We start from the raw sequence: 22,480 nt of genomic DNA, 5'->3' as shown, positions 1-22,480 counted from the left end.
CGTACGCGTCGTGTCCGGAAGAAACGGCCGGGAAGCGGCCTAGATTTCTTGCATCCAGGGGCAATCTGCAAGAATTTTTGCAAGGGTTTATACTCATCAACGTCTCCTCCCTCTCCGAAGGCGTTGGTTTGCATAAAATTGTTCCCGATTTTTGCAGAATTTTGTTCCCAGTGCTGAACTCGGAACTCCGCGCTGCGCAAATAGGGACGCCGTTTGCTACTCTGCCACCTTCGCTCGCTTCATGCTGCTTTGCTTCCACCTGAAGAGTGCCAGCCCGTGATCAGCTTCGCAAAGTCGGACGCAGTATTTTGGATCGTCGCGCTCAGAGGGTTTCGAGCCCCGGTCTATATCGTCCAGCCACGTCGTTAGTGCGTCAAGCGCGGATTCAATCTCCCATTCGGCCACGTAGTTCAATAATTCTAGCAGCGGACAGCGCTGGTGGAACTTGCGCCGGGCACCGCTGGCAAGCATCTTGAATTTCCAATGCAACACGTCGCCAAGGCAACCGAGGCAATCCTATTCCAGCTGGCCAGCGGTGGAGACTGGGAAGAAGTGACATGCTATAGGAACTGGCTGTGTGAACTTGCAAAAGCCAACTTCTCCGACCATATGAGGATTATCTCAGTCAGTAGCTGAAATGGTGGATTACCCGTCAGTCAACTGGTGGCCAGGAAATCTAAGGCCATACGAATCGAGACTTTCATTCCTGGCGCGATTCGCCGAACTGAATGGGCTCAGCGCTCGCGCCTGCTTCGGATGGGCAAACTCGAAGCGTGACGCCAGCAAGATCTGGTGCCAGAACCCCGCTTCGCTGGTCTGGCTGTCGGGACGCCGATTCCACCGATTCCACACCACCAAGGGCACCGCAGCGTTGAAGCGCTCTTCCAGCACCTTGGCAACGTACCACTGCACACAACGCGTCTTTCCCAGCCGAGAAGCGCCATAGACGTAGCCGCCGGGGCGCTGCTGTTCGATCCAGTCGCCCACCTGTTTAATCATCTCGTGCATCGGCGGCGTGTACACGGCGTACTGCTTGGTCACGATGCAGTGTCGGGGATCGATGCGTTCGGGCAGTGAGAATGTCATGGCCTATTTGGACTGAGCCATTCGGCGCGGAGGCAGCGTGGATTCGGACTCGTGGCCCCGCGCCGCGGGCCCAGCCTCTTGTGGAGAGCGCCGGCCGGTAACTTTTCCTCCAGACGGGCTATCGGTTCCCGGGGCACGGCCGGCGACGTCGCCCCGTGCCGCCGCGGCGTCAAACATGGTTGCCCCGATCGAGCTGTTTGCTGCTGCGGCCAGGATGCGCCTCGCCTCGAGGTAGGCGGGGTGGACCGGCAATCTGTGGTTCGTCTGGCTTTCCACATAGCGCAGGAATACTTCGATGGCGTCAGCGCCGGCAGGAATCGTGAACTGCCCACGGGCGCAGGCTTGGCAAACCGCAGCACGGACTGCCAGGCTGTGTGGCGACAAGTTCCAAGGCGGCGCTGCCCGCAGCACACCTAGCGACATGCCATCCAGGGTGGAAGCCAGTGCGATGCGACAGTCATCCTCCTGGTGACAGGTCACCCAGATCTCTGCGCCGACCAGGTCCTGCCGGTTGTGAAGCACCTCGTTGGTATAGCGGCTGTAATAGAACTCAACGAAAGGGGCACGCCCTACCTCCGCGCCACCTCGCACGCGACAGCGTTTGCGGACGCTAAACAGGGCTTGCACGACCGCGGGGTCGGCGTGACGGGGATTGCGCTCCCCATGTTGGGCTAGGAACCGGGCATAGGCTAGCGGCGTACGGTTAGCGATTCCCCGATGGGGCGTCGCGTTATAGTTGGCGATGAGCACGTCCAGCAATTCTTCCGCATACTCGTACTGGAAACGACTGGCAAGCGCGACCGCTTCCGGTTCTTTGCCCTTGCGATCGTGTGGTTTGGCGCCAGTCGTGCTGGATAGGCGCTGGAATCCCTGGCCGGCCAAGTTGCGGAAAAACGCCTCAATGAAGGGACGATCATCCTTGCTTCTCCGTTTCGAGAAAGAGGTTTTCGGATCCAGCAATGCCGAGCCGACCGCGTCTCGCAGCGCATCGCGAACATGTTGACAGGTCTCCGCCAGGGCGCCATCTACGCTGGTCTCGTCCCAGCACAGGCCCACGAAATCCTCGCCCGCTGCGGCAAGGAGTCCTGCATCGGGCAGATACGGCGTATCGCTGAAACTCACCGGACGGGGAGACCATCGCCCCAACGCCCGTTTGATGGCGCGCAGCACGTCGTCGCTAGAGACCTCGCGTCTTATGCTGAAGTAGTAGCCGACCACGGCGCGCGAGACGACCTCCAGGATAGTCGATGACCCAGAGGCGATGAACGATATTCTCCTGAAAGCCGCCACCCATCAGAGGCAGCGAGACGCAGAAGCGACCATCGAGCTTGTGCGCATCCATCTCGACGCGTTGCATGAATTTCAGGGCTGGTCGGCCGGTTCCGTCCCCTGTCTTGAGTTTGGAGACTAGATCCGGACCCCCCGTTGCCGCGGCCAGAGATCTGGGGTCAGTTGCCAGCAAACTGTCGATATACCGGCAAACCGAAAAGTAGCCCTGGCTGGATGTGTTGAATGGCCACTCGCTTCGCGCCTCGTATCCGAGCCCGCGAAGTTGCTCCAGAAACCATGCGCAATGCCGCCGTCGCGACCGCCTGGTTTCCACCAACCGCTTGCCCGAGACGCCGGCACGGATGCGGGCATCGAACGCTTCGCGCAAATCCGGATGGCAATCCAAGAGCGCCTGCATCGCCCCTACGGCCCCCCTACCAAACCGGTCCACTTGAATCTTTACGCGGCGCCGATAAGGCCGTACCCGGAACCAAGGTACGAGCCCACGCCAACCATATGGTCTTCCATCGGGGTGAGTTTCAAGGCAACGCTCCCGAATCAGTCGGTAGGCCTGTTTGGCTCCGAGGGATGTCTGCTGCTTCAGGACGCGTGTCGTAGCGCCGCTAAGGTACAGCTCCACTGCGAGCTTTCTCGCAAAGTAAAGGGCACGCCTATTGCCCTCAAGTGCCCCCTCGTCCGGGGTCGGCCACTGTGACGTGTCGATAGTGTTGCCGCCAACTATCCGGCGGGCGCAAGAGTCGCCGTGTCCAATATCGCCTGCTTCCATGGCAAATCCTCGAGTGGGGGCCGTTGAAACAACGAGAGGATCACAAGGAACGATAGAGCGGCAACGGTAGAGAGAGCAAGCCCGTGATCGGCCGATGCGTTGGGAAAGGAACAAAATTACTCAAAACGTCGACCGGAGGAACAATGTTCTGCAAAATTTCTTGACATAAAATTGTTCCCGGCGCCTCGGAAACGGCCAGCTGGAGAGCGCCCAGCAGGAACAAAATTATGCAAACCGACGACACCGGTTGCGCCCAAGGTCGTTGTACGGAACCGGAATTGACTGGACTAGATGCGCTCGCGCTGAACTGGAAATCCGAAATTGGCTGGATTGCCGCGCAACTGATGTGGATGCGTGCTGCTACAGGTGAGGAACACAGTCTCGTTTTCGACCCTTATCCACCGCTTGGACTGTGTGGCCGAAACGGCTGTATGGGCTTGGGTGCGCGCCGGGACAGCGCACGACTGTCGGCGAGGTCGGCGCAAGCGAGACGCCGGCGACGAACTCTTCAGATGCCACAAACAGCTAAGTTAGTATCGGAGGATCAAGACAAAGGATGAGGGATGGCATGGAAGCACTCGTAAAGATGCCGGACGACTTCCCAATGCAGGGGGTCATGGACATCGGAGACCACCTCCAGCAGATAGACGTGCTGGTGGCGGACTATCCCGATCCAAACTCTGAAGTCTAACGCTGGGCACCACCTCGGTGTCGGGCGACTGAACGGGATACAGACGACCCTCCTACCAGATCGCAATGTCGTCTCCAGGATGGCCCAGGCTGCCAAGGGGCAGTCCCTGGATAAGCACGGCAGGAATGCGGCGGCGATTCTCGCGTTCGCGCTGTGCTTGGACATCCAAATTGAGCCGTCGATTGCGTTCCACGAGATGGCCTTCAACGAAGGGAATCAGGCGGCCCTCGACGAGTTGGGCTGGTTCCGGGTGGCGGACAAGGGAAATCCGCACGAGTGGGTGGCTGCGGGGCTGGGGCAGCTAGACAGAATCCCCACCGTCGGCACACCGCCAGCGGTGGAACAACTGGATCTTGCGAAGCCGCTAAAGCGCTGGCGACGAAACTACATCGTCGCGATGAAGATGGGTGAGCTAGAACTCAATGAGAAGCTCAACGCCATCCAGAAAGTGACGGCGCTGATGGAGTGGATGCGGGATGACTTCATCCTAGCCGGCCCTGCGGCCATACTGGCATTTCTCTACTTTGCGCCCAACTCTCCTCCTCGGAAACGGCTGCTAAAGAGTCTCAAGTCGAACGACAGGCAAGAGGCCCTGGCCGGGGCCAGGAACGCAGCTTGGGACATCACCTATCTCAGCGACTTCGCACGACGCATCAACGAGGGGAGCGAGGGTCAGCAGACGCGATATATATTTGCGACCTTCGATAAGAGGCTCCGAGACCTTGCCCGATTTGTCATCGGCGAGGACGAAGAAATGGGCGTCGATGAGAATCTGGCGAAGTCCTTCGAGCGATGGTGGCCAACTAAGGATGCTCAAAGGATCGCCGACCTGTGGGCCAGTTGCGTGAAACGGTCCCGCTTCCCGGACTGGTGGGCTCAATACAAAGATCGGCCGGACTACGTGGGCGAGTTAATTACGCGGGGCGAGGCGGTGCTCTTGAACTGGAAACGCTCAGATTAGGGAGGGGGCTCCCGAAGCCAGCAAAGCATGACCTAGTGCTTCGAAGCTCTTCAACTTGGGGAACGCGATCAACTCGTACCGGCTGTCTTGCGTGCGACGTTGGGGCACGACCACGGGCGTGATCGGCGTTACCTTGGCGGTCATGTACTCCTCATCAAGGGCAATGTTTGCGTCGATGGGCGCAGAGCGCTTGTGATCGGTGCTGGTCCAAATTCCGGACAACATTCGAGCATGGCAGCTGAGTGTCCAGTAACCCGTGACGCGTCCTGCCAGATCCACCTCGTTCCAGTGGAGCGAATGCCTGCTGTCCGGCACCAATAGCAAGTCCTGCCACTGATCGCCCTAGTAATATCGCCCAATCGGCACGACGGGTTGATCGGCACTGAACCCTGTTAGCTCGCTAACTTCTGCGACTTCGAACGATAATGTCACCGGTGCATTGCCGATGTGTTCCCTCCAAGCACCCCCGCGAAAGCAGGCAAAAGGATCGTCTTCAGCCAAAGCGCAAGGCTGCCAGACCAATAGCACCAGAAACAGAGAGCAAACCAAAACAGACCGCCAGCGAGGAAACGGACACGATTTAGGAATAATGGGAAGTGGACGCACGGTGGCATAGATCTTCTCCTATCCCCCGTGGTAAGAGCGCATCACGCAGCAAGTGAGAATCTGCAACCGATGCGAATGGCGCCGAAGGGACAGCGTGCTCGTCCTACCACATAGTCATTCATGGCAACCGCTCTTGGCCGGGAGCGGTTGAAACAATCGTTCACGCGCGATCCGAAGTGAGGTAAGGCCGACCAACTGCCGGGGCGATTGTTTGCGCGGATGACCGTTGGACCCGGATAGCGGCCGTAGAGGTTGCGAAGACTTGAACGGCTAGAACGACCGATTTTCGGGTGTATGGGGAACTAACCGACACCGCCGGCTACGACCGATGGCTTCGCACGTCTGCCAGTCTCCCTTTCTCACACGATGTCGATCCCACCGGGGAGGCCGGATGAGCTACTCACGATACATAAAGTGACATCCATGAACGCGGCCATTGTGTATCACGGTGAGCGTCACATACGGATCTTGGAACGGCCAAGCCAAACACGAGATCCCCTTCCTTGAAAATTATTCGCCTTTCGTTGAGCTCGTCGATACACTCGGAAACCTGCATCGCGGACACTGCAAGATCCGAGGAGATGCGTGATACGATTCGATTGATGTTCACCGGAGCGCTGTCGCAGGCTAAATAAACCAAGGCAGCCGGCCCCGTGATGTTGTACGATACAGGTGCCCCAAATCGTGAATCTTCGATTTCAAGCCCGTCGTCTGTCTCTAAGTAGGAGAGCTCGACAAATCGATTCCGGTGCTGTGCTTTCCAATAGTCCATTTGATAAATTATTTCAGAATAAATCGTTTCAAGATCCGGCGCATACGAAAAATTTCGATCAAAATAATAGGCATAATCATCAAGCGAAAACCCGGTCTGGTTTCGCAACGCCCGTGAAAAAAGAACATCATAACAGCGATGATGCCGCGCCTCCGACATTATTCCGAAGCGTTCTGGATGGATTTGCAATGGAGCAAATCGCGTAATAACGGTTTCTGTCCTCGCGATCGGTGGCGTCAAGTGATATAACCGCGGAATGCTTTCGGCCATCTTTAGGTAGTCTTGATAATTGTCGTCCGGCAACCCGTAAAGGAAGTTATAGTTTATGATGATGCGATTGATGTAGCCCGCCTTAAGAAGACTTACATTATCGATAGCCCGAACCCCCTTATCCATGGACTTCAGAACACGAGTGGAAAATGACTCAATGCCTGGCTGAACTTCGATAAATCCTGCCTCGGAAAGTAGCTTCACGCGTTCTGGTGGATGATTCGCCTTTATCTCAGCTTCCAAGCGGAACTTGGCATTGTGCCCTGAAAGAAGTGGAAGTAGATCTGTGTAGTAATCCTTAGGCATAATATAGTCCGCAAAACGAAACACGTGATCCCCGTGGCATCCACGAATTTCCTCCAGCATGTCAAGTGTCCTGCGTGCAGACTTGTACCTATAATTCAGAGCGCCTTCGTCGATCCCACAGAAGACGCAGTGCTTGTGCTGCCCCCACCAGCAGCCACGCGAACTCTCTACAGGAAGTACTCGCGTGTGGATGGCAATCTTGTCATTAATCCGAAGGGCATTCAGGTCCTCGAACCAATCGTCATAGTTCGGAGTGGGTGACCAATTGAGATCGATGTTAGGCGCTCGCATGATCTTCTTAATAGGCAAATTTTCTATTTCAATTACCGAAGAATTAGAAACAGAGAATTCACCATCAATCTTCTTCAATTTAATGTATTGATTTTGCGCTAAGTTTCGACAATTTGCATCAAGCGGCAGCCCCGCGAGCGCAGCACGCGCCAAATCAATAATTACTTCTTCACCGTCGCCAAGCACTACAAGGTCAATCCAAGGAAACGACTTAGTGATTGTGACTCCGGCTCGCCCCTCAAGCGCATATCCACCTAGCGCTATGGGAAGATTAGAATTGTGCTTCTTCAAAATCTTCGCGAGAGCGACCGACGGGATCGTTTGATCGAACATGCACGTAAAACCGACAAGAGTGGGTGAATACTCGATTATTCTGTTGGCGCAGTGCTCTAGGAACTCGGGTACCACATCATCCCGCATCTTCAAGATCAATTCGCACATAGCCTCGACCGTCGGATATTTTGAATGTCCTCCGGCGGCGACATACTCCATGGCTCGTTCCACAATGCACTCCAACTGAGCATCATCGCACAGTGGTTCGAGTGGTGCGGTAAAGACGAATTCATCTATTCCCCAGCAGGAGGCGAGAAACTGATATGTCTCAAGGGAAATCCAATTCAGGAGCTTCGGTGCGAAGTGTAAGACCCTCGCATTAATGCCATTTCTTTCCAAGGATGCCTTGAGAATCCCTAGCCCAAGCGAGGGTTCGGTCGGTGCCGTCCACGGCATGCTGACTAAAATTACATCGGCGTGAGCCATATGGCCCCCGGTTGCGTAACGGTTGGCGACGCTGCCTACGGCACCGACAATCTGTGGCCGCTTTCGATAATGCCGTAGCACAAGCCGCGACGTAGCGGGACCCAATGCCGAACTCCGGCAAATGGGCGTGTGGAGTCGGGAAGTTGTTCCCTTGACAGAGTGGCAGAGTTCCTAGAGCTTGAGAGCGCCAGATTGATCCACGACGACGCGTTGGTTAGGATTGTGCGCAAGTACGAGAACGATGACTGCAACGGCAACAAGTTCGACACCATCCGAAGCGGCCGCCCCTCTAAATCCAGACGCCGTCTTCACAGCTTGGACGGCTGCAGGTGATAAAGTGAGGTTGAGCTTTTTAGCTACTCCATCAGGGTCGGATTTGAAGTCGTTGATAAATCGGCCGTCAGCAATGACAGCGTTGTAAACTTTCAGCGCCTCGTCGGCGACCGGCTTTGCTACAGTGAAATTTGCGGCGTGAGCCTCATCAGACGCTAATTTAACCGCAGCAGCCAGCTTGCTCGGTGACGTGATTAATTTATGCAAATTCGCAAAGTTTGCACCAAGATGATCGTGCGGGAACAGGTGCTGCTCGACACTGACATTGGGTGTTGTGGGGCCAGGCATGATTCTCTCCCGGTATCGCCGCGAGCGCACCTCGCAGACCATGATCAATTGACGCTGGTGATCTACGACGATGGGAAAGCCAAACTTTGTCTCTACAGTTGGGCGCGCCGTGATCCAGTGCCTTAAAAAATAGTCTATCGACTAAATTTTTCAAGGCATCTTTTAGTTTGTTTCTTCGGGAATCGGCTGATGATTATAGAAATAGAGATTTGTTATATCTGTTTTTAATTATATTTGTTACATGTGTGTAACGTTCGCGGTGCCTATGAGAATCAAACGCTACTCGCTGTGGAGAAAGTGTAATTCCTGGCAGTATTGGCAGTTCACTACAAGCAGCTTAACCGGCTGCTGAAATACGTCCTGCGCAACGCGCGAGTTTTCCCGCTCGCGATTCGACTCGGCAGCGCCTGGCAACTCGCTCTGGAGGGACAGAACCGTCAGCGGGCTCTGGCCGCTTTCGAGTGGGGCACGAAGCCAAGCGACCCTCTTGATCGGCGCCATCGATTGGAAGGCCAAACGCAACCACTTCTATGGCCATCTCAAGCTGCCGCAGGATGGTCAGGCATTCCTGGCGCCCGTGATCGCGCATCTGGACGAATGCCTCGCCAAGCTGAGGGACGCCGTCTTGTGTGGGAAGCTCAAGATTGACGATGCGATCCGCATCGATCCCTTGATGGCAAGCGCTCCGCCCGCATCTGTGGAGACATTACTCGCGCACTGGTCCTCTGCGCGCATCGTCTCGCCTCCGATCCTTTCAATGATGTCCCACCTGCGTTGCATTTACATCGTATTCCAAACCATTACTGCATTGGATAGCAAGGTCAAGGCTGACGACACGGCCGCCAGAGACTCGTCATGTCGCGCCAGTTCGAGCGGTATCTTGCCGTAATGGATCGCCCGCTGGACAATGTGCACCGCTTCACCGCGATTCAGCGCGTGCTGCATCTCATGGCGAAATGCGGTATTCGTGAAATAGTCGATCAGGAAGATCGTACGAAATAGCCGATCGAGATTCACGCCGGCCTCATAGACGAGCTGTCCGCGCGCCGCCACACCAAAGCGCCGTGAGTGCCTGGACTGCACCGCACTGCATCGCCCACTTTGCACGGATGCGGCAATCCGTACCAGTTCGTCCCAGGCGCGCTCAATGAGGCTCCGTCGAACATCGGCATCTGACGGCAGCCAGCTGGCTAGGCACGTCATGATCCCTGGGAACATGCAGGCGCCGGTCACACAGGTGGGAGAGTCGCGGACAGAGATCGAAACCCAATAGCCGCGAAAGGCTCATCGCGAAATCTGTAAGCCGTGCATATCCACTGCAAGTTGTGCCACGGCCTCCGAGCTACCTTGTCGGATCACGCCCTCGATAGCTGCGCCGGCCTGCCGCGCATTGAGCAGAATAGGTTGGTCATAGAAAACGCCCCCACCGATCGGCCCCGCCCCCGCCACCAGGCCCCTCCTGTGATCGGCATATCGGAGGATGCAGGACGATAGGCCAATCAGCAAGTGCTTGATTTTATGTGAATTTCGTGTGGATGCCAGCCGGAAAGCCGCACGAATGCTAGAGGCCGCTACCCCGGTAGATTGCATCGAAATATCAAACGGATACCGGATGAATACCCCACCTTAGTAGGGCGGGCGTTGATGCCAAAACGCACTATCACGGAAATGTCGTGCCGGTCGGACACCGGTGACCACATAGAGGACATCAACCCATGGCGCACCGATTCTCTGCCTGCCCTTTCGCGCGCGCGATCGCGATATGCACGCTGTTGGCAACCGTTACGGGCTGCGGCCATACCGTCACGGTGATGGGGGCGAATGATACCCCAGACAAGCCACAGGGCTACGTGCCACCACTCAGCGACCTGATCAAGCAGGCGGGGCGCGACGCGAACGTGTCCAAGGTAAAAGTGATATTCATTCACGGCGTAGGTGACCATTGCCCCGGCTACGCACTTGGTACTCCAGACAATAGGGATCATATCTGGTTGTCGCCGCAGAATATGTTAGCTATGAGATTGGAGCCCGCCGCGGGAGACAGCGGGACCACTGTTCACTGGTACAAGATCCCGGCACTCACACGCCGGCCAGAGCCGACCACGCCAGACGCTGCGTCGTGGTTTACCGTGGCAACGCGCGCTTACGCATATACTGTGGAGCCCGGACAAACGTTGCAGGTTGATGCGACCGAAATCACTTGGTCTGGGCTGACGCAATGGATCAAGTCCGAATATCTCGGCTACGACACGACAAACCAGGCGGCGTCCACTACACAGTGCGAAACGCGCAGACAGTCCGGTCCCGGCAGTCCGCCGGGTAGTCGGGAAATTCTTAACAAAGCCATCAAAGAAACGCTCTTTGACACAGCTCTTGCTGATGCGGTGCTGTACATGGGTCCATATCGCTCGCCTATGCAACTGGCCGTTGCATATGGACTGTGTCAGGCTATTGGTCACACGAATTCCGGCTGCTCCTGGCCCAGCCCTCTCCTCTCCCCAAAAGACAACGACACGCGCTACATCTTTGTCACACACAGCCTCGGTAGCCGGATACTCTACGATGTCCTACGCGGTCTGCACGGTGAAGGCGAGGTCTCGGCTCTAATGGAAAAATCTGGCGTACCGAAACCGCAGACGAGCACCATCGACCAAGTGCTGGATGCCACTCCGGCAATTTACATGATGGCGAATCAAGTTGCCCTCCTGGGACTCGCCAATCTTGACGCAACCCTGCAGCCGGGGCAGCAGCCTATTCCGTTTGATCTGCGAATTCCCTTGGACCTTAATACTTCTGGGCTGGCCTCATTGCCAGCACTGGTGCCGCAATCACAGAACGAAAGGCCGGCCGAAAAAGGGGGGCTGCAAGCGTTCTTGCGCTCGGAGCTCGTGCAACGTCGCTCCAACACTCTGAATATCATCGCCTTCAATGACGTCAACGATGTGTTGAGTTGGGGCATTCCCCCTCAATATCAACACGACGCCACGAGTCCAGACAGCATTGCCAGAGTCAGAATTACAAATGTCTACGTGCGCAACGAACCGCTGCTGCCATGGCTACTTGAAATGCCAGTCACAGCGCATACTGGGTATTTCGACAACAAGGAGGTGTGGCGCGTGATCAGTCAAGGCGCCTGCGGCCAGAACAAGTCACTGGCAAAATGCCAGAGGCAGGGTGTAGCCCCCTAGGAATCTCGAAATTGTCGGCCGAGATCGGCATCGACGAGACCAGTATCAGACGCGGCCATGATTACGCCATGGTGGTACATAACCTGGAAGCGAAACGCCTGCTATTCATGGCCGAGGGCAGCGACCACAAGACCGTCACCGAATTCAAGGCCGACCTGGTCGCACACGGCGGCAATCCTGACGAGATCAGGCACGTCCGCATGGATATGGGGGCAGCTTATATCAAGGGCGTCACCGAAGCCTTGCCGCACGCGCAGATCAGCTTCGACGGTTCCACGTGATCGCCCTGGCCAACGAGGCGATGGACGAGGTGCGGCGTGAAGAGATGCGAGAACAGCCGGACGTCGTGCGGGCTGCGCTGGCACGCAGCGCAAGACGATCAAAGGCTTGATGGGGGGCATGTGCCGGGATCACGCTGACTGGAACAGGGATCAAATCAATGCGATGCACCGGTTGCAGCGCTCAAACCTGAAGAGCGCCCGGGGCCTGGCGCCTGAAGGAGGGGTTGCGCACGACCTACAGCGTGGCGGTGAAGAGCAACTGCGGGCACAAAGCCCAGGAGATACTGAAGAGCTGGATCTCTTGGGCGAAACGTTGTCGGCTTGAGCCGTTTAAGCGGCTGGCCACCACGCTCAAGGAGTGCCTGTCTGGCGTCGTGCGCGGCATGCTCGACGGCCGCACCAATGCCTATGTCGAGGCGATGAATGGCATGCTCCAACAAATCAAGCGGGCGGCGCGCGGATTTCGATCCGTGACGCGTGATCAAGGGATTAAACGCTATCGCGCTGGCCGTCAAGTTCCACTCAAAACCGCATAGAGCCGTCGTGCGTACACCAATAGCATGCTCCTACAACCCGGAATCATTAAGCAAACTTATTACCCTATCGCTCACAATTGCCTTATTATAGCCTAAGGTATCCTCAAATCGATTAACACCCATCACGTGTAATCCAACCACACGCCCCGTATCCAAATCGATAATCGGGCTGCCTGAGTTCCCGCCCGCGGTATTTGCCCTGTGAACGAAATATCCGTCGGAAACTGGGTCCGTTCCGGTATACCCTTCTGATAATCGCTTATATCCGAATTGAGGCGATTTCGCAGTGGGGGTGTGGAAAAATTCAATTTGCTCTGCAACAGTCATATCCTCTGGCGGACCTGGATAGCCAATCAGAGCAACAATCAAATTCCCCTCATATTCTCGTGGATTAAGTTTGGAAAAACTTACTTTTTGTGGAAAATTAGAATCAGAAGATGTAATTAATATGGCAAGATCGTCGGAATTATTTGGTGTCGCGTAGACGGCGTTAATGAAATATGACGTTGGATTATTCGGCTCACTACACTTGTTGGCTACGCCTAACGCGTATTCTTTATCAAACGTCACTTTCGCGCTCTGGCGAATTTTCCACATCTTCGAGTCCGAATCATAATCTGACACCAACCGTAAGACGTGAATATTAGTAAGTATATGATGGGGTCCCACGGCGACGCCCGTCCCCGCTGGCCTATCTCCAAGGGTAATTAGTCCAACACTTCTCCCTAAGGTTGTTAATTTACTCGCAACGGGATTTATTTTTTCGCGCCATTTCAAGATGTCGTTAGGTGCCCAAAATTGATCCTTGCACATAAGGAAGTATGGATTCAAGACTGCAGCATAAGACTCGGCGGCGGCGGCGGTCGTTGACAAAGCTGTACCTTGAGCCAGTTCCAGCGCTTGCTTTTTAGCGGATATCGCATCATTTAGTGCGTCTATCTCAACCTTGGTGCTTGGCGTGACCGGTTTAGCGGCGAGCCGGCGATTGACCTGCGCCTCCAGTTCAGCAATCTGACCGGAAATGCTAGCTGCGACAGCACTTCGCTGTTCAGCAGATTGATTACTCACTGCATCCCGTATTGAGTTCGGAGTGGTAACTGGACGAGAAGGCAACGCCACAGCTTGAGAGGCAGACACTGCACCGTTCGCACCCAAAATAGGAGTGATTTTCGGTGTAGAATCAAGAGGCTGCATATTGTTCAACTTTTCCCGCTCAATGGCCGCCGTCACTTTTGCTGACTCCATAGCGAAGCTCGATATCACACCAAACGGTAATCCCGCTTCTGCGGCAATAGAGAGAAATAAGAGTGGAGTTGCCACTAACATAAGAATAGTGCGCTTCATGACTCGCCTCCACATTTATTATTTTATGCCGGCGGCGGCAGTAGCGGTCGGAATAGCCTTTGAAACCGCATCGTAGTCCTTCTTGGCTTCTTGAAGCTCAGAAGCAATTTCGGCGAGGAATTGCCTTAGATCTGCGATTGAAATCTTACCGTTCGCATAGTCATCAAGCTTTTCATTAATCACTTTGAACTGGGTTACAAGCTGCGCGGGAGGATTTTGATTTCTCAATGCATCATACTCGGAAAGATCCTGATTAATACGCTCCGCATATCTCAATATTGCGACACGATCTATTACCGATGACAATCTCATCATATCAATAAATTCATAATATGGAATTGCAATTGCTATCTGCCTGCGCCTCTCGAATGCATGAGCCAATTCATCGCTACTTAGATCCTCGGACAAAACCCTGGAGTACGCTTCTCGATTGTTTTTGATAAACTCCTTTAATGTTGCTTTCTGCTCCGCCTCTGTCGCCATTTTCAATCCATCCTTGGCAAGCTTATTGAGAGTCTCCAGAAGCGCCTGCAGCGCAGTTACGGCGGCGATCGCTACAGCTATCGACTCCTTTCGAGCAGTAACGGCGGTAATCCCTTTGGGCGGAAGGTCACCCTCAACACTTTGACGGCACGACTCGAATTGATTTTTCTTGACCTCCGGCGGTGAGAGCGGTTTGCCTTTACCTTTTAGTTCAGAGAGTGCCGCAATATATCCGGATATTGAATCTTCTGGTGAATCTGTAATGGACTTTACTGTCTTGGCATAGTCAGTCGTATAACTCAGCCCCGCCATTGTTATCTCAAAATCATCTGCGCCAGCACAGACGAAGTTTATAAAACTGCCTGGCTTTTTTTCCGCATTTATATTATCAGTTATAGGCAGTGTTGGATTGTTTATATATGCCACAACGGCACCAATCCGGCGCACCCTCTTTACCTCCTTTGCCTCGGATGCCACAGAATCAACCGCTGCTTGATTGGCTTTTTGATAATCCCCGCCTAAACTGGATGTGGCCTTCATGCTTGGGCATCCAGAAAGCAGAAAAGTAGCGACCGGCACGATCGAAAGACACCTATATTTATTTCGTAGCATATCGATACACCCCATATTTAGTTCGTAAATTGTAAAGCCAAAAGCGAAATGTTTATGCGAATGGCCTTCCTTTGAGTGGACTTAACGATAAGGACGACAAAAATAAACATGAATTTCTATGATTCACACTTTGTTCAACTAAAACAAAATCACCGCCGTTGCGATCAGGCAAAAACAAACTAAATTCGAAACAATGACCCCATCATTTTCAAAGACGATGCCACCAATCGTCGATCTGTAATTATAACGGCATCGGTTCTTTACCGCACGCAAGGTTATCCCATGTTCGAGGTGAAAATACGTCAACCTCACTCACCAACTTACTGCCGGCTCAAACACTTTTACTCGCTAGATTGTACTTATGGTTGATTTGCAAATAAATCACGAGTGCGCCTTCAATATACTTATAGTACTGAGCCAGGTTATCCGTAAGAATCATCTAAATTGGTTGTCGAGATCGTCACTGCTACCATCCATATTCCCGGCCACGGCGAAAGCTTGCCTGGCGCGTCGAAGACTAGTTGGGAAGCAAGATAGCCAGGCTGACCAGCCGTGGGAAGGTAAGCGTCTGTGGCCGAATGTTGCTGTTTCCAGCATTCCCAAAGCAAGTCGATGTAGCAATGGTGCAGAAAGTAAATTGGATGATTTGGTGATGCGGCATCAGCCATATTTCCACCCATCCAACGATGAACTGGGCTGTGCAAATTACCTTCTGAAAAGACCTTCCAGTTTTTTTGACTTGACGAATAGAGCGTAGCCGTCAAGTCAGATCCTACGCGTGTCGGCGTTGGTTGATATGAATTCGCGTCATCACGGAAGTCGCGACAAAGCCCGGAGTCACCGGTGTGATCTTCCCCGATTTGAACAAGAAATTGATCTGTAGAAAATGCGAACGGCCCGGTAGTCACGCGCTGGTTTTGTGCCTTGTCTCCGTCGCCTCCCATGAAATCCGAGGTTAATGGGTCGCTATCATCTGTGATCCCCCAATCCAAGTAGGGCATCGCCAAATTGGCATCACCGGCCACGGGCCAGTGGACATCCGCTGAATTCACCACATACGTCCATCGCTCAATCCGGGCAAAGAGGCCTTCGATGGGGGGGCCATAGCGGCGGATGCAGTAGCCATCAAGTTCGTTTTCGCGGATAACGACGCGGCCGGCGGCGTCCCGCACCCAGAAATCGACGCGGTCAAGCTTGAAGCGCTGATGGAGTCCCGTCCAAGTTCCGTCTGGGTCCAGTCGGTACATCGGCACCAGGTCTTCGGCGCAAGACAGAAGAAGGACGTCGGAGTCCTCGCCATCCTGATACCGAGGGAAGCCCTTGTCGGTCTTGCAGGTGATTGATGGAAGGGAGAGACTCCATCCGAAGCCGAATGGGCTGTTGCCCGCGCTCGAGTCATGGGAGAATGCAAGCCGGGGGCTAAGGTCCGAGCGGCCCGGACTGGCTGCGCTTGGAACCGATATCGAGGCGGTGACGGGGTTGGCCGCAAATTTCTCGCCAATCCCCCAGATCGCGCCTCCACCCTTGGGTAGTGATATCGACCCCGCGATCGCGCGCTGGCGCTCCTGATCGCCAGATGTCGTAACAACTGTCGCTCCCAAGCCTGTCTTCATCGCAGGCGCTCCCGGTATCGTTCTTCTTCTTTACACATCTTGCGCGGGGAAGCGCGTACAGGCACTCCGGGCAATGAGTGCATCGTAGAAGATGGCAGTCAAAGTGCAATTGCGCAACGTTTAACTCTCCTCTGCATAATATTTATCTCTGGCGCGGGATTGGGGAGGGAGGCCGCCCTACCTATGGGCCTATGCGCCGAGCTAGTTCGCGCGTGCCGAGCGCGCGACCCCGAGATTGAGAAAGGGCTCTCCTGCAGAGTCGCCTCAACCTTCGCGGCCAACGATCACGGCACTGGCTTTCGCGCCGGCGACCGTGTCTGCAAATAGCCATGCCTCGCTGTTGCCAAGGGTCTCACGTCGCGCTCTATAACGTTATGCCGACTCCTGGATTATGCCGCGTCATGGGCGCAGATGGCGCCGGTCATGTCCTCGTGTGATTGTTGAGTCGGCATAATCCGTATGATTTTTCCAGGCTAGCCGTCACGCTGGCCGGGAGAACTCACATGAAGGCGACAAACCCCCCCGCGGCAGAATAGATGTCGCCTCGTTAGAATTTGAACCCTGGGGGCGATAAGAGATAGAAGTGGCTCGTTACGGACAAGAATTCAGTGCGACACGTGTCGTCGTCCGCCGCGCGTCAAGCGGTATGTAGTAGAGGGTGGCAAAGCTCATTCTTGCCTTGTCACAGTTATTCGCGGTATGAGAATGACGCCGTGACCTGCTGTACGACCAGTAGTTGCCTACCCAGACATGCGCGACGGGTAACCATCGGGTATGAAGCTTTGGGGACAATGTACTTCTCGGATGACGGTTTCCTTGGTGACAAGGATGACTGACACTGCCAGCAGCCGCGCGGTGTGAAGGCTAGGCAAGTTCCACAAGCACAACGTAAGTGAACCGTCGTCAGAATCTTCGTGATGTCCAAAGAGCCAAAGCTGCTGTTAGGCTCTAACCAAAATGGTGGGTGGCCGGTTGTTCCCCTTGAATTTGGGAATACGTCGTCGAGGTGCCATCGGAGAATAGACGGGTGCTAAATGGATAGGCTCGCGGAGTAATGCGAGTCGGTAGGGATGGGAACGTGGTAAGCCCGATTTCCCGCCACGGATTCGGTAAATCGGATCCGTAGCAGGTGCCCCGCAAGGGAAGCTGATGGGGGAGCGGGTAAGAGAACGCGGAGAAAGCGAAAGGCATGCTGTAATGGCCTGCATAGGGGTTCAAACTTTGCCCCGACCTGAAAGGGTGCAGACTTCCGCGAAGTGTGGCTGTCGCAAACCAGTATCTGAGGTTCGACGTGGGGGAAGCTTGGGAGAGGCTGCCTCATGGCAGTTCAGCGCCCTCATCTCAGCGATGGGATGGGATGGACCAACGATATGACGAATGCGAAGGGTCTGTGCAGGACGACAAGCCCGGCATCACCAAGTTGATGCTTTAGCTGTGCTTGAGCCGTATGCGGTGAAAGTCGCTTGTGCGGTTCTTTGGGGAGGGAGCAGCGGAGACGTTGCTCTCTTACCCGCTAGGACCGGGCGGTAGCACGGTTGTTACCGCCAGAGAGTGCGGCGGTGGAAGTGGTTTCAAGGGAATTGGGTGTGGCAGTGGCCACGCTTGAGCGCTGGCGTGTGGACGCTATGTCCATGCCCGCTCGCGAGCGGGCATGGACAGCGTCGGCCCGGTTTGAGGCGGTGCTGGCGACGGCTGCGATGGACGAGGCCAGCAAGAACGCCTGGTGCCGTGAGAACGGTGTGTATCCGCAGGAGTTGGAGCAGTGGCGCACTGCCGCCACGCAGGCGCTGGCTGAGCCCGAGGATGCGCGCGCCACCCATCGTGAGACAAAGGCCGATCGGCGCCGCATCAAGGAACTCGAGCGCGAGCTGCGCCGCAAGGAGAAGGCCCTGGCCGAAGCCGCCGCCCTGTTGATACTCTCAAAAAAGCTCGAGGGGATCTTCCCGAAGGACAAGGACGAGGACGCATGATCGGCCTGGAAGATCGCCAAACGATGGTCCGCCATATCGAAACCGCTCACGCAGGCGGTGCTCGCCTGCGCCTGGCCTGCGAGGTAGCTGGCATAACCGTGCGCACGCTGCAACGCTGGAAGGCCCACGATGGCTTGGTGGTCGGCGACCGCCGCCCCGGGGCCGAGCGGCCCACGCCCGCGCATGCGCTGAGCAACGAGGAGCGCGAACGCATTCTGGCTGTTGCCAACGAGCCGCGCTTCGCCGACATGCCGCCGGCGCGCATCGTGCCCATGTTGGCCGATGAGGGTGTCTACCTGGCCAGCGAATCGAGCTTCGGTCGGGTGCTGCGCGCCCATGGGCAGACCCGACATCGAGGACGCGCCAAGGCACCGCGCCAAAGCCGCCCACCCACCACGCACGTGGCCACGGGGCCACGCCAACTGTGGTGCTGGGACATGACCTATTTGCCGGCCGAGGTCGCCGGGCGCTGATTTTATCTGTACCTCATCCTGGACGTGTACAGTCGCAAGATCGTGGGCTTCGAGGTCCACGATCGGGACGACGCCAACCACGCGGCGCATCTGGTCAAGCGCACGGCGCTGGCCGAGGGTATTCACGCCATGGCGGCCAAGCCGGTGCTGCATGGTGACAACGGCGCCACGCTCAAGGCCACCACGGTGCTGGCGATGTTGCACTGGCTGGGCGTCAAGCCTTCGTATTCGCGTCCACGAGTGAGTGACGATAATGCCTTCGTGGAGAGCCTCTTCCGCACCGCCAAGTACCGACCGGAGTTCCCCTTTACGGGCTTCGCGGATCTGACTGCGGCGCGCACCTGGGCGGCGCAATTCGTGCACTGGTACAACCATGAGCATCGGCACAGCGGCATCCGCTATGTGAGCCCGGCACAGCGCCACGCCGGACAAGATGACACGATTCTCGCCGCGCGCCATGAGCTGTACGCCCAGGCCCGTGAGCGCAACCCGCGTCGCTGGTCACGCCAGACTCGAGACTGGTCGCCAATCGACACGGTCACGCTCAATCCGGAGCGCGAGATTGCCGTGCCCACCAGTATCAAGCCGGGCGCCGAAAACCAGCGTTTGGCTGCATGAATGAGGCGACATCTACCTTGACGCGCGCCGCGGTCGCGCGCCTGTGGCCAATATCCGGAAATCTGTGCAAGGGCCAGTTCGGCGTCCGTAAGAGCGACTCCGCTAGCATTTACCTTATAGAAGATATCGATCGCCTCACGAACGCTAGCCCTAACGGGAATTGTTTGCTCAGGGAACTCACGAGAAAGAATATTTTCGATTGCACGCGTGTTGTCGTCGATCTTGTCCTCTCGTTCGCGCGACACGGTTTCGCCACGCTCCGCTAGACTAGACTAGAGATCTAATGACATCCCTTGCACGAATCTTTCGCTGAAACACATCGGTAATGTTTTGCCAGAGCGGATTATTCTCCATCCGCGTCTTCATGTAGTAGGAGAGCTCCAGGGACTCCAGATTCACATGTAGTCCGCGGGTGTCATTCATAATTTCGGTGTGCGTGTAGTAGGGCGGAATTTCGCCCTTGATCAACATGTAAAGCGTTGTCACACCCTGCTGGCCATCCAATAGGATACGAACCGCACCCTGCTTCTCATGGTATCTATGCGTCCCCTTCAGTTCTGGCGGCTTGTCGGTTTCCCATGTAAGCATTGTCCCCGTTGGGTATTCTTTGATCAGTGAATCAATTAGCTGCTTGGCATCGTCGCGCTTCCAAACATATTCGCGCTGAAATGCGGGAACAAAAAGCTGCTTCTCATCATTCTTTTCAAGAATCGCGGATATCTTCATAGTTCCCCTTCAGAGTCAGTGGTTTGAGTCGCGGCTCCTCGAGTCAGGTTGAGCCAGCCCTGTTGCGCTGTTGGTTGGGGCGGCAACCAAGCGATGTGTGGTCGGCAAACGGCCAATCAGCCTGTTTGCACTTGAGTGCAGCAGCGCGACCCAGTGAAGAGATTTCGGGCCTTGCCATGGGGTGGGCGATAGTTGAATGCCCTCGCCGGAGTCAGCCGCGGCTGGCTGGATCCCGCCAGCACAAGCGCAGCCCGCGCACGAGCAGGCGCAAGGCCGCCCGCGACGCGCGCCGCAGCTGCTCGCGCGAGGCAACGACCCGCGCCAGCTTCGGCCCGACCCGCCAATACCATTCGATGAAGGCCCGGCCGAATTTGCGATGCTGCAGCCAGCCATCGCGGAACGCCCGCAAGAACCGCACATCCGGGTGGTCGGCGCCGCCGTATGCGGCCGTGGCGACGAAGCAGGTCGCGCCCGACTTGCTCTCCACCCGCATGTTGCCTGCGCCGGTCTTGATGTCCGACGTCACGTTCTGCCGGGTCAGATGGCCGCGCTTGTCGAGCATGTCGAAAGCCTCGATGTGGTCTTCGAGCGCCTTCTTCCCCGCGACATAGTCCAGGTTCTGTTCGCGGGCCTTCACCTCGAGCTGAAGGGCCGCGTCGGCAGCCTTCCCCATCAGAGCTTGCGCCTGGCTTTGGGTCAGGTTGGAGAGGGCCACGTCGATCAATTGCCCCGGCTGCAGCCCTCCATCGCGCAGTTGCACCACCCGCGAGTCGCCAGGCCCGGTCGACACGATCTGGCCATTGCCGCCACCCTGATTTTGCTTCCGTTCTTCTGCCATGGGTCTTTCTCCCGTTGCCCAGCCTGGCGCCCTAGTGGCGCTGAATCTCGTGCCGCGCTCGCTATTCCCCCCGCATTCTTCCACAGCGGGCAGCCGCGCGGCCAGCGCCGCGGGCCTCCCGCCGCTCGAGGTGGCCCGCGAAGCGGCGCAGCAACCAGCGGACGACCGGGAGCCCGCCTGGCATGGCCTCGGCGAGGCGGGCCAGGGCTGGACCGTTGCGGTAATACCACGCAATGAAGCGCCTGCCCGGCTCCGACCCGATGAGCGCGCTGTCGCGCCATCGACGGAACGTCTCGGTCTCCTGCGCCTCGGCGCCGAAGCAGGCGGTGGCAACAAAGCAGCTCGACGTCTTGTGGACGGACACTGAGAGGTTTCCAGCCGGCATCCGGACGGAGTATGAGGCCCGCTGGACCTGGCCGGCGCGAATCGTCCGCTTGAGGAGCGCGACCTCCCGGATCGCGCTCGTCCTGAGGGTCTCATTCTCCTTGCCCTCGGAGGCCGCGAGCAGGGCTCGGGCTGCAGTCATGTCGTTATCGCAGAGCCAGTTGGCGGCGGAGAGGACGTTCTCCGGGACGTGGGCGAGCAGGTCCTCCTTGCGCATCGCGTCGAGGGCGGCGTCGATCTTCGCGAACCCCTCCTCGGGCTTCTTGGGGTCGACGTGAACACTGAGGTAGGGCGTTCCTGGGCGGTGCTTCTCAACTACCGCTCGCATGATCTCGAAGCGCTGCTCAGGGGAGAGATAGGGCGGGACCAGGGAGACCAGGCGCTCCATGGTCTGGCCTGAGAGCCCCGTCTCGCCGCTGCGCCATTTTGGGTAGGCCTTGCGCGCGTAGCGCTCCGCGGCGTCGCCGTGAATCTCGCCGTAATCAAATAGCAGCTCGTCGACGGCCTCCTCGTCGAGCGTTAGGAATGCGCCGCGTATCGAGCCCACTGCGGCCCCGAAGAGCCTGGCCAGCTCTTGATACTTCGGGGGCCCGACCGAGCGCCCGCTCCATCCCCGATAGCGGCTGCGCCGGCCCCTTCCGTATCCGTAGTAGGCCATCAGACACGCCCCAAAGCTCGGTGCGCGAACGCCTCATCCACTAACGACGTCTTGTAGACAGGGAAAGGACGGCAATGGGAGCACCCTAAGGGCGCGGCCGTGAATCCATGGTAGGCAAACACCAGGCGCTCGCTTTTGCCAACGAAAGTTGGCAAGGGTTGAAGCCGAACATTCTAACGGGGCGCCCGCTGGCTGCATACCCTCCGTTTTGGGGCAAGGACCATTAGCTACCGTTCGTCATCTCCCCCGAGCTAGCGGATGCAAGGCTATTGCGCGCATCAACGGATTTGAGAAGGTGGGTGACGAACAACAAGAAAAATGCAGCCATGCCCACCGT

The 22,480-nt window shown here is 56.5% G+C and carries 15 protein-coding genes and 3 pseudogenes; 6 read left to right on the top strand and 12 right to left on the bottom strand.

The genetic code is table 11. From position 1 onward, the window contains the following. Positions 1-645: 645 nt before the first annotated feature. The 3 genes from ACYP5B_RS51155 to ACYP5B_RS51145 are packed head-to-tail and all read right to left on the bottom strand — an operon-like array spanning position 646 to position 2,773. Entirely contained in the window at positions 646-1,041 is a 396-nt protein-coding gene (locus ACYP5B_RS51155; RefSeq protein ID WP_459575154.1) for a hypothetical protein, read from the bottom strand. Positions 1,042-1,089: 48 nt separating this feature from the next. Continuing rightward, positions 1,090-2,304: a hypothetical protein gene (locus ACYP5B_RS51150; RefSeq protein ID WP_459575152.1), complete on the bottom strand. Its 1,215-nt coding sequence runs from the start codon at positions 2,302-2,304 to the stop codon at positions 1,090-1,092. Further along, positions 2,264-2,773, bottom strand: coding sequence for a hypothetical protein (locus tag ACYP5B_RS51145; RefSeq protein ID WP_459575151.1), 510 nt, complete (start codon positions 2,771-2,773; stop codon positions 2,264-2,266). Before ACYP5B_RS51145 ends, ACYP5B_RS51150 begins: the two co-directional genes overlap by 41 nt. A 937-nt stretch (positions 2,774-3,710) precedes the next feature. Here ACYP5B_RS51145 and ACYP5B_RS51140 point away from each other — a divergent pair. Together ACYP5B_RS51140 and ACYP5B_RS51135 are read left to right on the top strand one after the other, a co-directional pair. Next, entirely contained in the window at positions 3,711-3,833 is a 123-nt protein-coding gene (locus ACYP5B_RS51140) for a hypothetical protein (protein ID WP_459575150.1), read from the top strand. Between the two features lie 79 nt (positions 3,834-3,912). Further along, positions 3,913-4,794, top strand: a complete 882-nt coding sequence (locus ACYP5B_RS51135; protein ID WP_459575149.1) for a hypothetical protein — start codon at positions 3,913-3,915, stop codon at positions 4,792-4,794. A 1,006-nt stretch (positions 4,795-5,800) separates the two neighbouring features. Here the strand turns inward: ACYP5B_RS51135 and ACYP5B_RS51130 are convergent. Together ACYP5B_RS51130 and ACYP5B_RS51125 are read right to left on the bottom strand one after the other, a co-directional pair. Further along, the gene (locus tag ACYP5B_RS51130) at positions 5,801-7,798 is read right to left on the bottom strand and encodes a RiPP maturation radical SAM C-methyltransferase (protein WP_459575147.1); all 1,998 of its coding nucleotides are present in this window, start codon (positions 7,796-7,798) and stop codon (positions 5,801-5,803) included. A gap of 171 nt (positions 7,799-7,969) precedes the next feature. Then, the gene (locus tag ACYP5B_RS51125) at positions 7,970-8,419 is read right to left on the bottom strand and encodes a hypothetical protein (RefSeq protein ID WP_459575146.1); all 450 of its coding nucleotides are present in this window, start codon (positions 8,417-8,419) and stop codon (positions 7,970-7,972) included. Positions 8,420-8,906: 487 nt separating this feature from the next. Here ACYP5B_RS51125 and ACYP5B_RS51120 point away from each other — a divergent pair, with 487 nt between their 5' ends. Continuing rightward, positions 8,907-9,308: a hypothetical protein gene (locus tag ACYP5B_RS51120; RefSeq protein ID WP_459575177.1), complete on the top strand. Its 402-nt coding sequence runs from the start codon at positions 8,907-8,909 to the stop codon at positions 9,306-9,308. Here the strand turns inward: ACYP5B_RS51120 and ACYP5B_RS51115 are convergent. Further along, positions 9,203-9,841, bottom strand: a pseudogene (locus ACYP5B_RS51115) (Tn3 family transposase); the annotation flags it as partial. The gene ACYP5B_RS51120 and the pseudogene ACYP5B_RS51115 sit on opposite strands and share 106 nt — an antisense overlap. A 293-nt stretch (positions 9,842-10,134) precedes the next feature. Between ACYP5B_RS51115 and ACYP5B_RS51110 the strand changes: the two are divergent. Next, positions 10,135-11,607 (top strand): hypothetical protein, encoded by a 1,473-nt coding sequence (locus ACYP5B_RS51110; protein ID WP_459575144.1) that lies wholly within the window; start codon positions 10,135-10,137, stop codon positions 11,605-11,607. Then, positions 11,580-12,424 (top strand): annotated as a pseudogene (locus tag ACYP5B_RS51105) (ISL3 family transposase). The gene ACYP5B_RS51110 and the pseudogene ACYP5B_RS51105 overlap by 28 nt, the downstream one beginning before the upstream one ends. A 30-nt stretch (positions 12,425-12,454) precedes the next feature. On the opposite strand, the gene ACYP5B_RS51100 reads toward ACYP5B_RS51105, so the two are convergent. The 3 genes from ACYP5B_RS51100 to ACYP5B_RS51090 all read right to left on the bottom strand — a co-directional run bounded on the left by ACYP5B_RS51100 (position 12,455) and on the right by ACYP5B_RS51090 (position 16,476). Then, positions 12,455-13,768, bottom strand: coding sequence for a trypsin-like peptidase domain-containing protein (locus ACYP5B_RS51100; protein WP_459575143.1), 1,314 nt, complete (start codon positions 13,766-13,768; stop codon positions 12,455-12,457). Between the two features lie 18 nt (positions 13,769-13,786). Beyond that, positions 13,787-14,791 (bottom strand): hypothetical protein, encoded by a 1,005-nt coding sequence (locus ACYP5B_RS51095; protein WP_459575142.1) that lies wholly within the window; start codon positions 14,789-14,791, stop codon positions 13,787-13,789. Between the two features lie 494 nt (positions 14,792-15,285). After that, entirely contained in the window at positions 15,286-16,476 is a 1,191-nt protein-coding gene (locus ACYP5B_RS51090; RefSeq protein ID WP_459575140.1) for a SpvB/TcaC N-terminal domain-containing protein, read from the bottom strand. A gap of 1,535 nt (positions 16,477-18,011) precedes the next feature. Between ACYP5B_RS51090 and ACYP5B_RS51085 the strand changes: the two are divergent. Beyond that, positions 18,012-19,537 (top strand): annotated as a pseudogene (locus ACYP5B_RS51085) (IS3 family transposase). Positions 19,538-19,804: 267 nt separating this feature from the next. Here the strand turns inward: ACYP5B_RS51085 and ACYP5B_RS51080 are convergent. The 3 genes from ACYP5B_RS51080 to ACYP5B_RS51070 form a co-directional block, all read right to left on the bottom strand. Then, complete coding sequence (locus ACYP5B_RS51080; protein WP_459575139.1) at positions 19,805-20,263, bottom strand: DUF262 domain-containing protein; 459 nt, start codon at positions 20,261-20,263, stop codon at positions 19,805-19,807. Positions 20,264-20,474: 211 nt separating this feature from the next. Next, positions 20,475-21,101 (bottom strand): CFI-box-CTERM domain-containing protein, encoded by a 627-nt coding sequence (locus ACYP5B_RS51075; RefSeq protein ID WP_459575137.1) that lies wholly within the window; start codon positions 21,099-21,101, stop codon positions 20,475-20,477. A gap of 61 nt (positions 21,102-21,162) precedes the next feature. Beyond that, on the bottom strand, positions 21,163-22,143 hold the full coding sequence (locus ACYP5B_RS51070; protein WP_459575136.1) for a CFI-box-CTERM domain-containing protein: 981 nt from the start codon (positions 22,141-22,143) through the stop codon (positions 21,163-21,165). Positions 22,144-22,480 lie beyond the last annotated feature (337 nt).

This window comes from Cupriavidus sp. 8B (genome assembly GCF_054589115.1).
This window is presented reverse-complemented; position numbering and strand designations above follow the sequence as displayed.

Coding starts and splice junctions, on each gene's coding strand:
- ACYP5B_RS51145 (WP_459575151.1), bottom strand. CDS start 2,773: ATGCAGGCGCTCTTGGATTGCCATCCGGATTTGCGCGAAGCGTTCGAT.
- ACYP5B_RS51140 (WP_459575150.1), top strand. CDS start 3,711: ATGGAAGCACTCGTAAAGATGCCGGACGACTTCCCAATGCAGGGGGTC.
- ACYP5B_RS51135 (WP_459575149.1), top strand. CDS start 3,913: ATGGCCCAGGCTGCCAAGGGGCAGTCCCTGGATAAGCACGGCAGGAAT.
- ACYP5B_RS51130 (WP_459575147.1), bottom strand. CDS start 7,798: ATGGCTCACGCCGATGTAATTTTAGTCAGCATGCCGTGGACGGCACCG.
- ACYP5B_RS51125 (WP_459575146.1), bottom strand. CDS start 8,419: ATGCCTGGCCCCACAACACCCAATGTCAGTGTCGAGCAGCACCTGTTC.
- ACYP5B_RS51110 (WP_459575144.1), top strand. CDS start 10,135: ATGGCGCACCGATTCTCTGCCTGCCCTTTCGCGCGCGCGATCGCGATA.
- ACYP5B_RS51100 (WP_459575143.1), bottom strand. CDS start 13,768: ATGAAGCGCACTATTCTTATGTTAGTGGCAACTCCACTCTTATTTCTC.
- ACYP5B_RS51095 (WP_459575142.1), bottom strand. CDS start 14,791: ATGAAGGCCACATCCAGTTTAGGCGGGGATTATCAAAAAGCCAATCAA.
- ACYP5B_RS51090 (WP_459575140.1), bottom strand. CDS start 16,476: ATGAAGACAGGCTTGGGAGCGACAGTTGTTACGACATCTGGCGATCAG.
- ACYP5B_RS51080 (WP_459575139.1), bottom strand. CDS start 20,263: ATGAAGATATCCGCGATTCTTGAAAAGAATGATGAGAAGCAGCTTTTT.
- ACYP5B_RS51075 (WP_459575137.1), bottom strand. CDS start 21,101: ATGGCAGAAGAACGGAAGCAAAATCAGGGTGGCGGCAATGGCCAGATC.
- ACYP5B_RS51070 (WP_459575136.1), bottom strand. CDS start 22,143: ATGGCCTACTACGGATACGGAAGGGGCCGGCGCAGCCGCTATCGGGGA.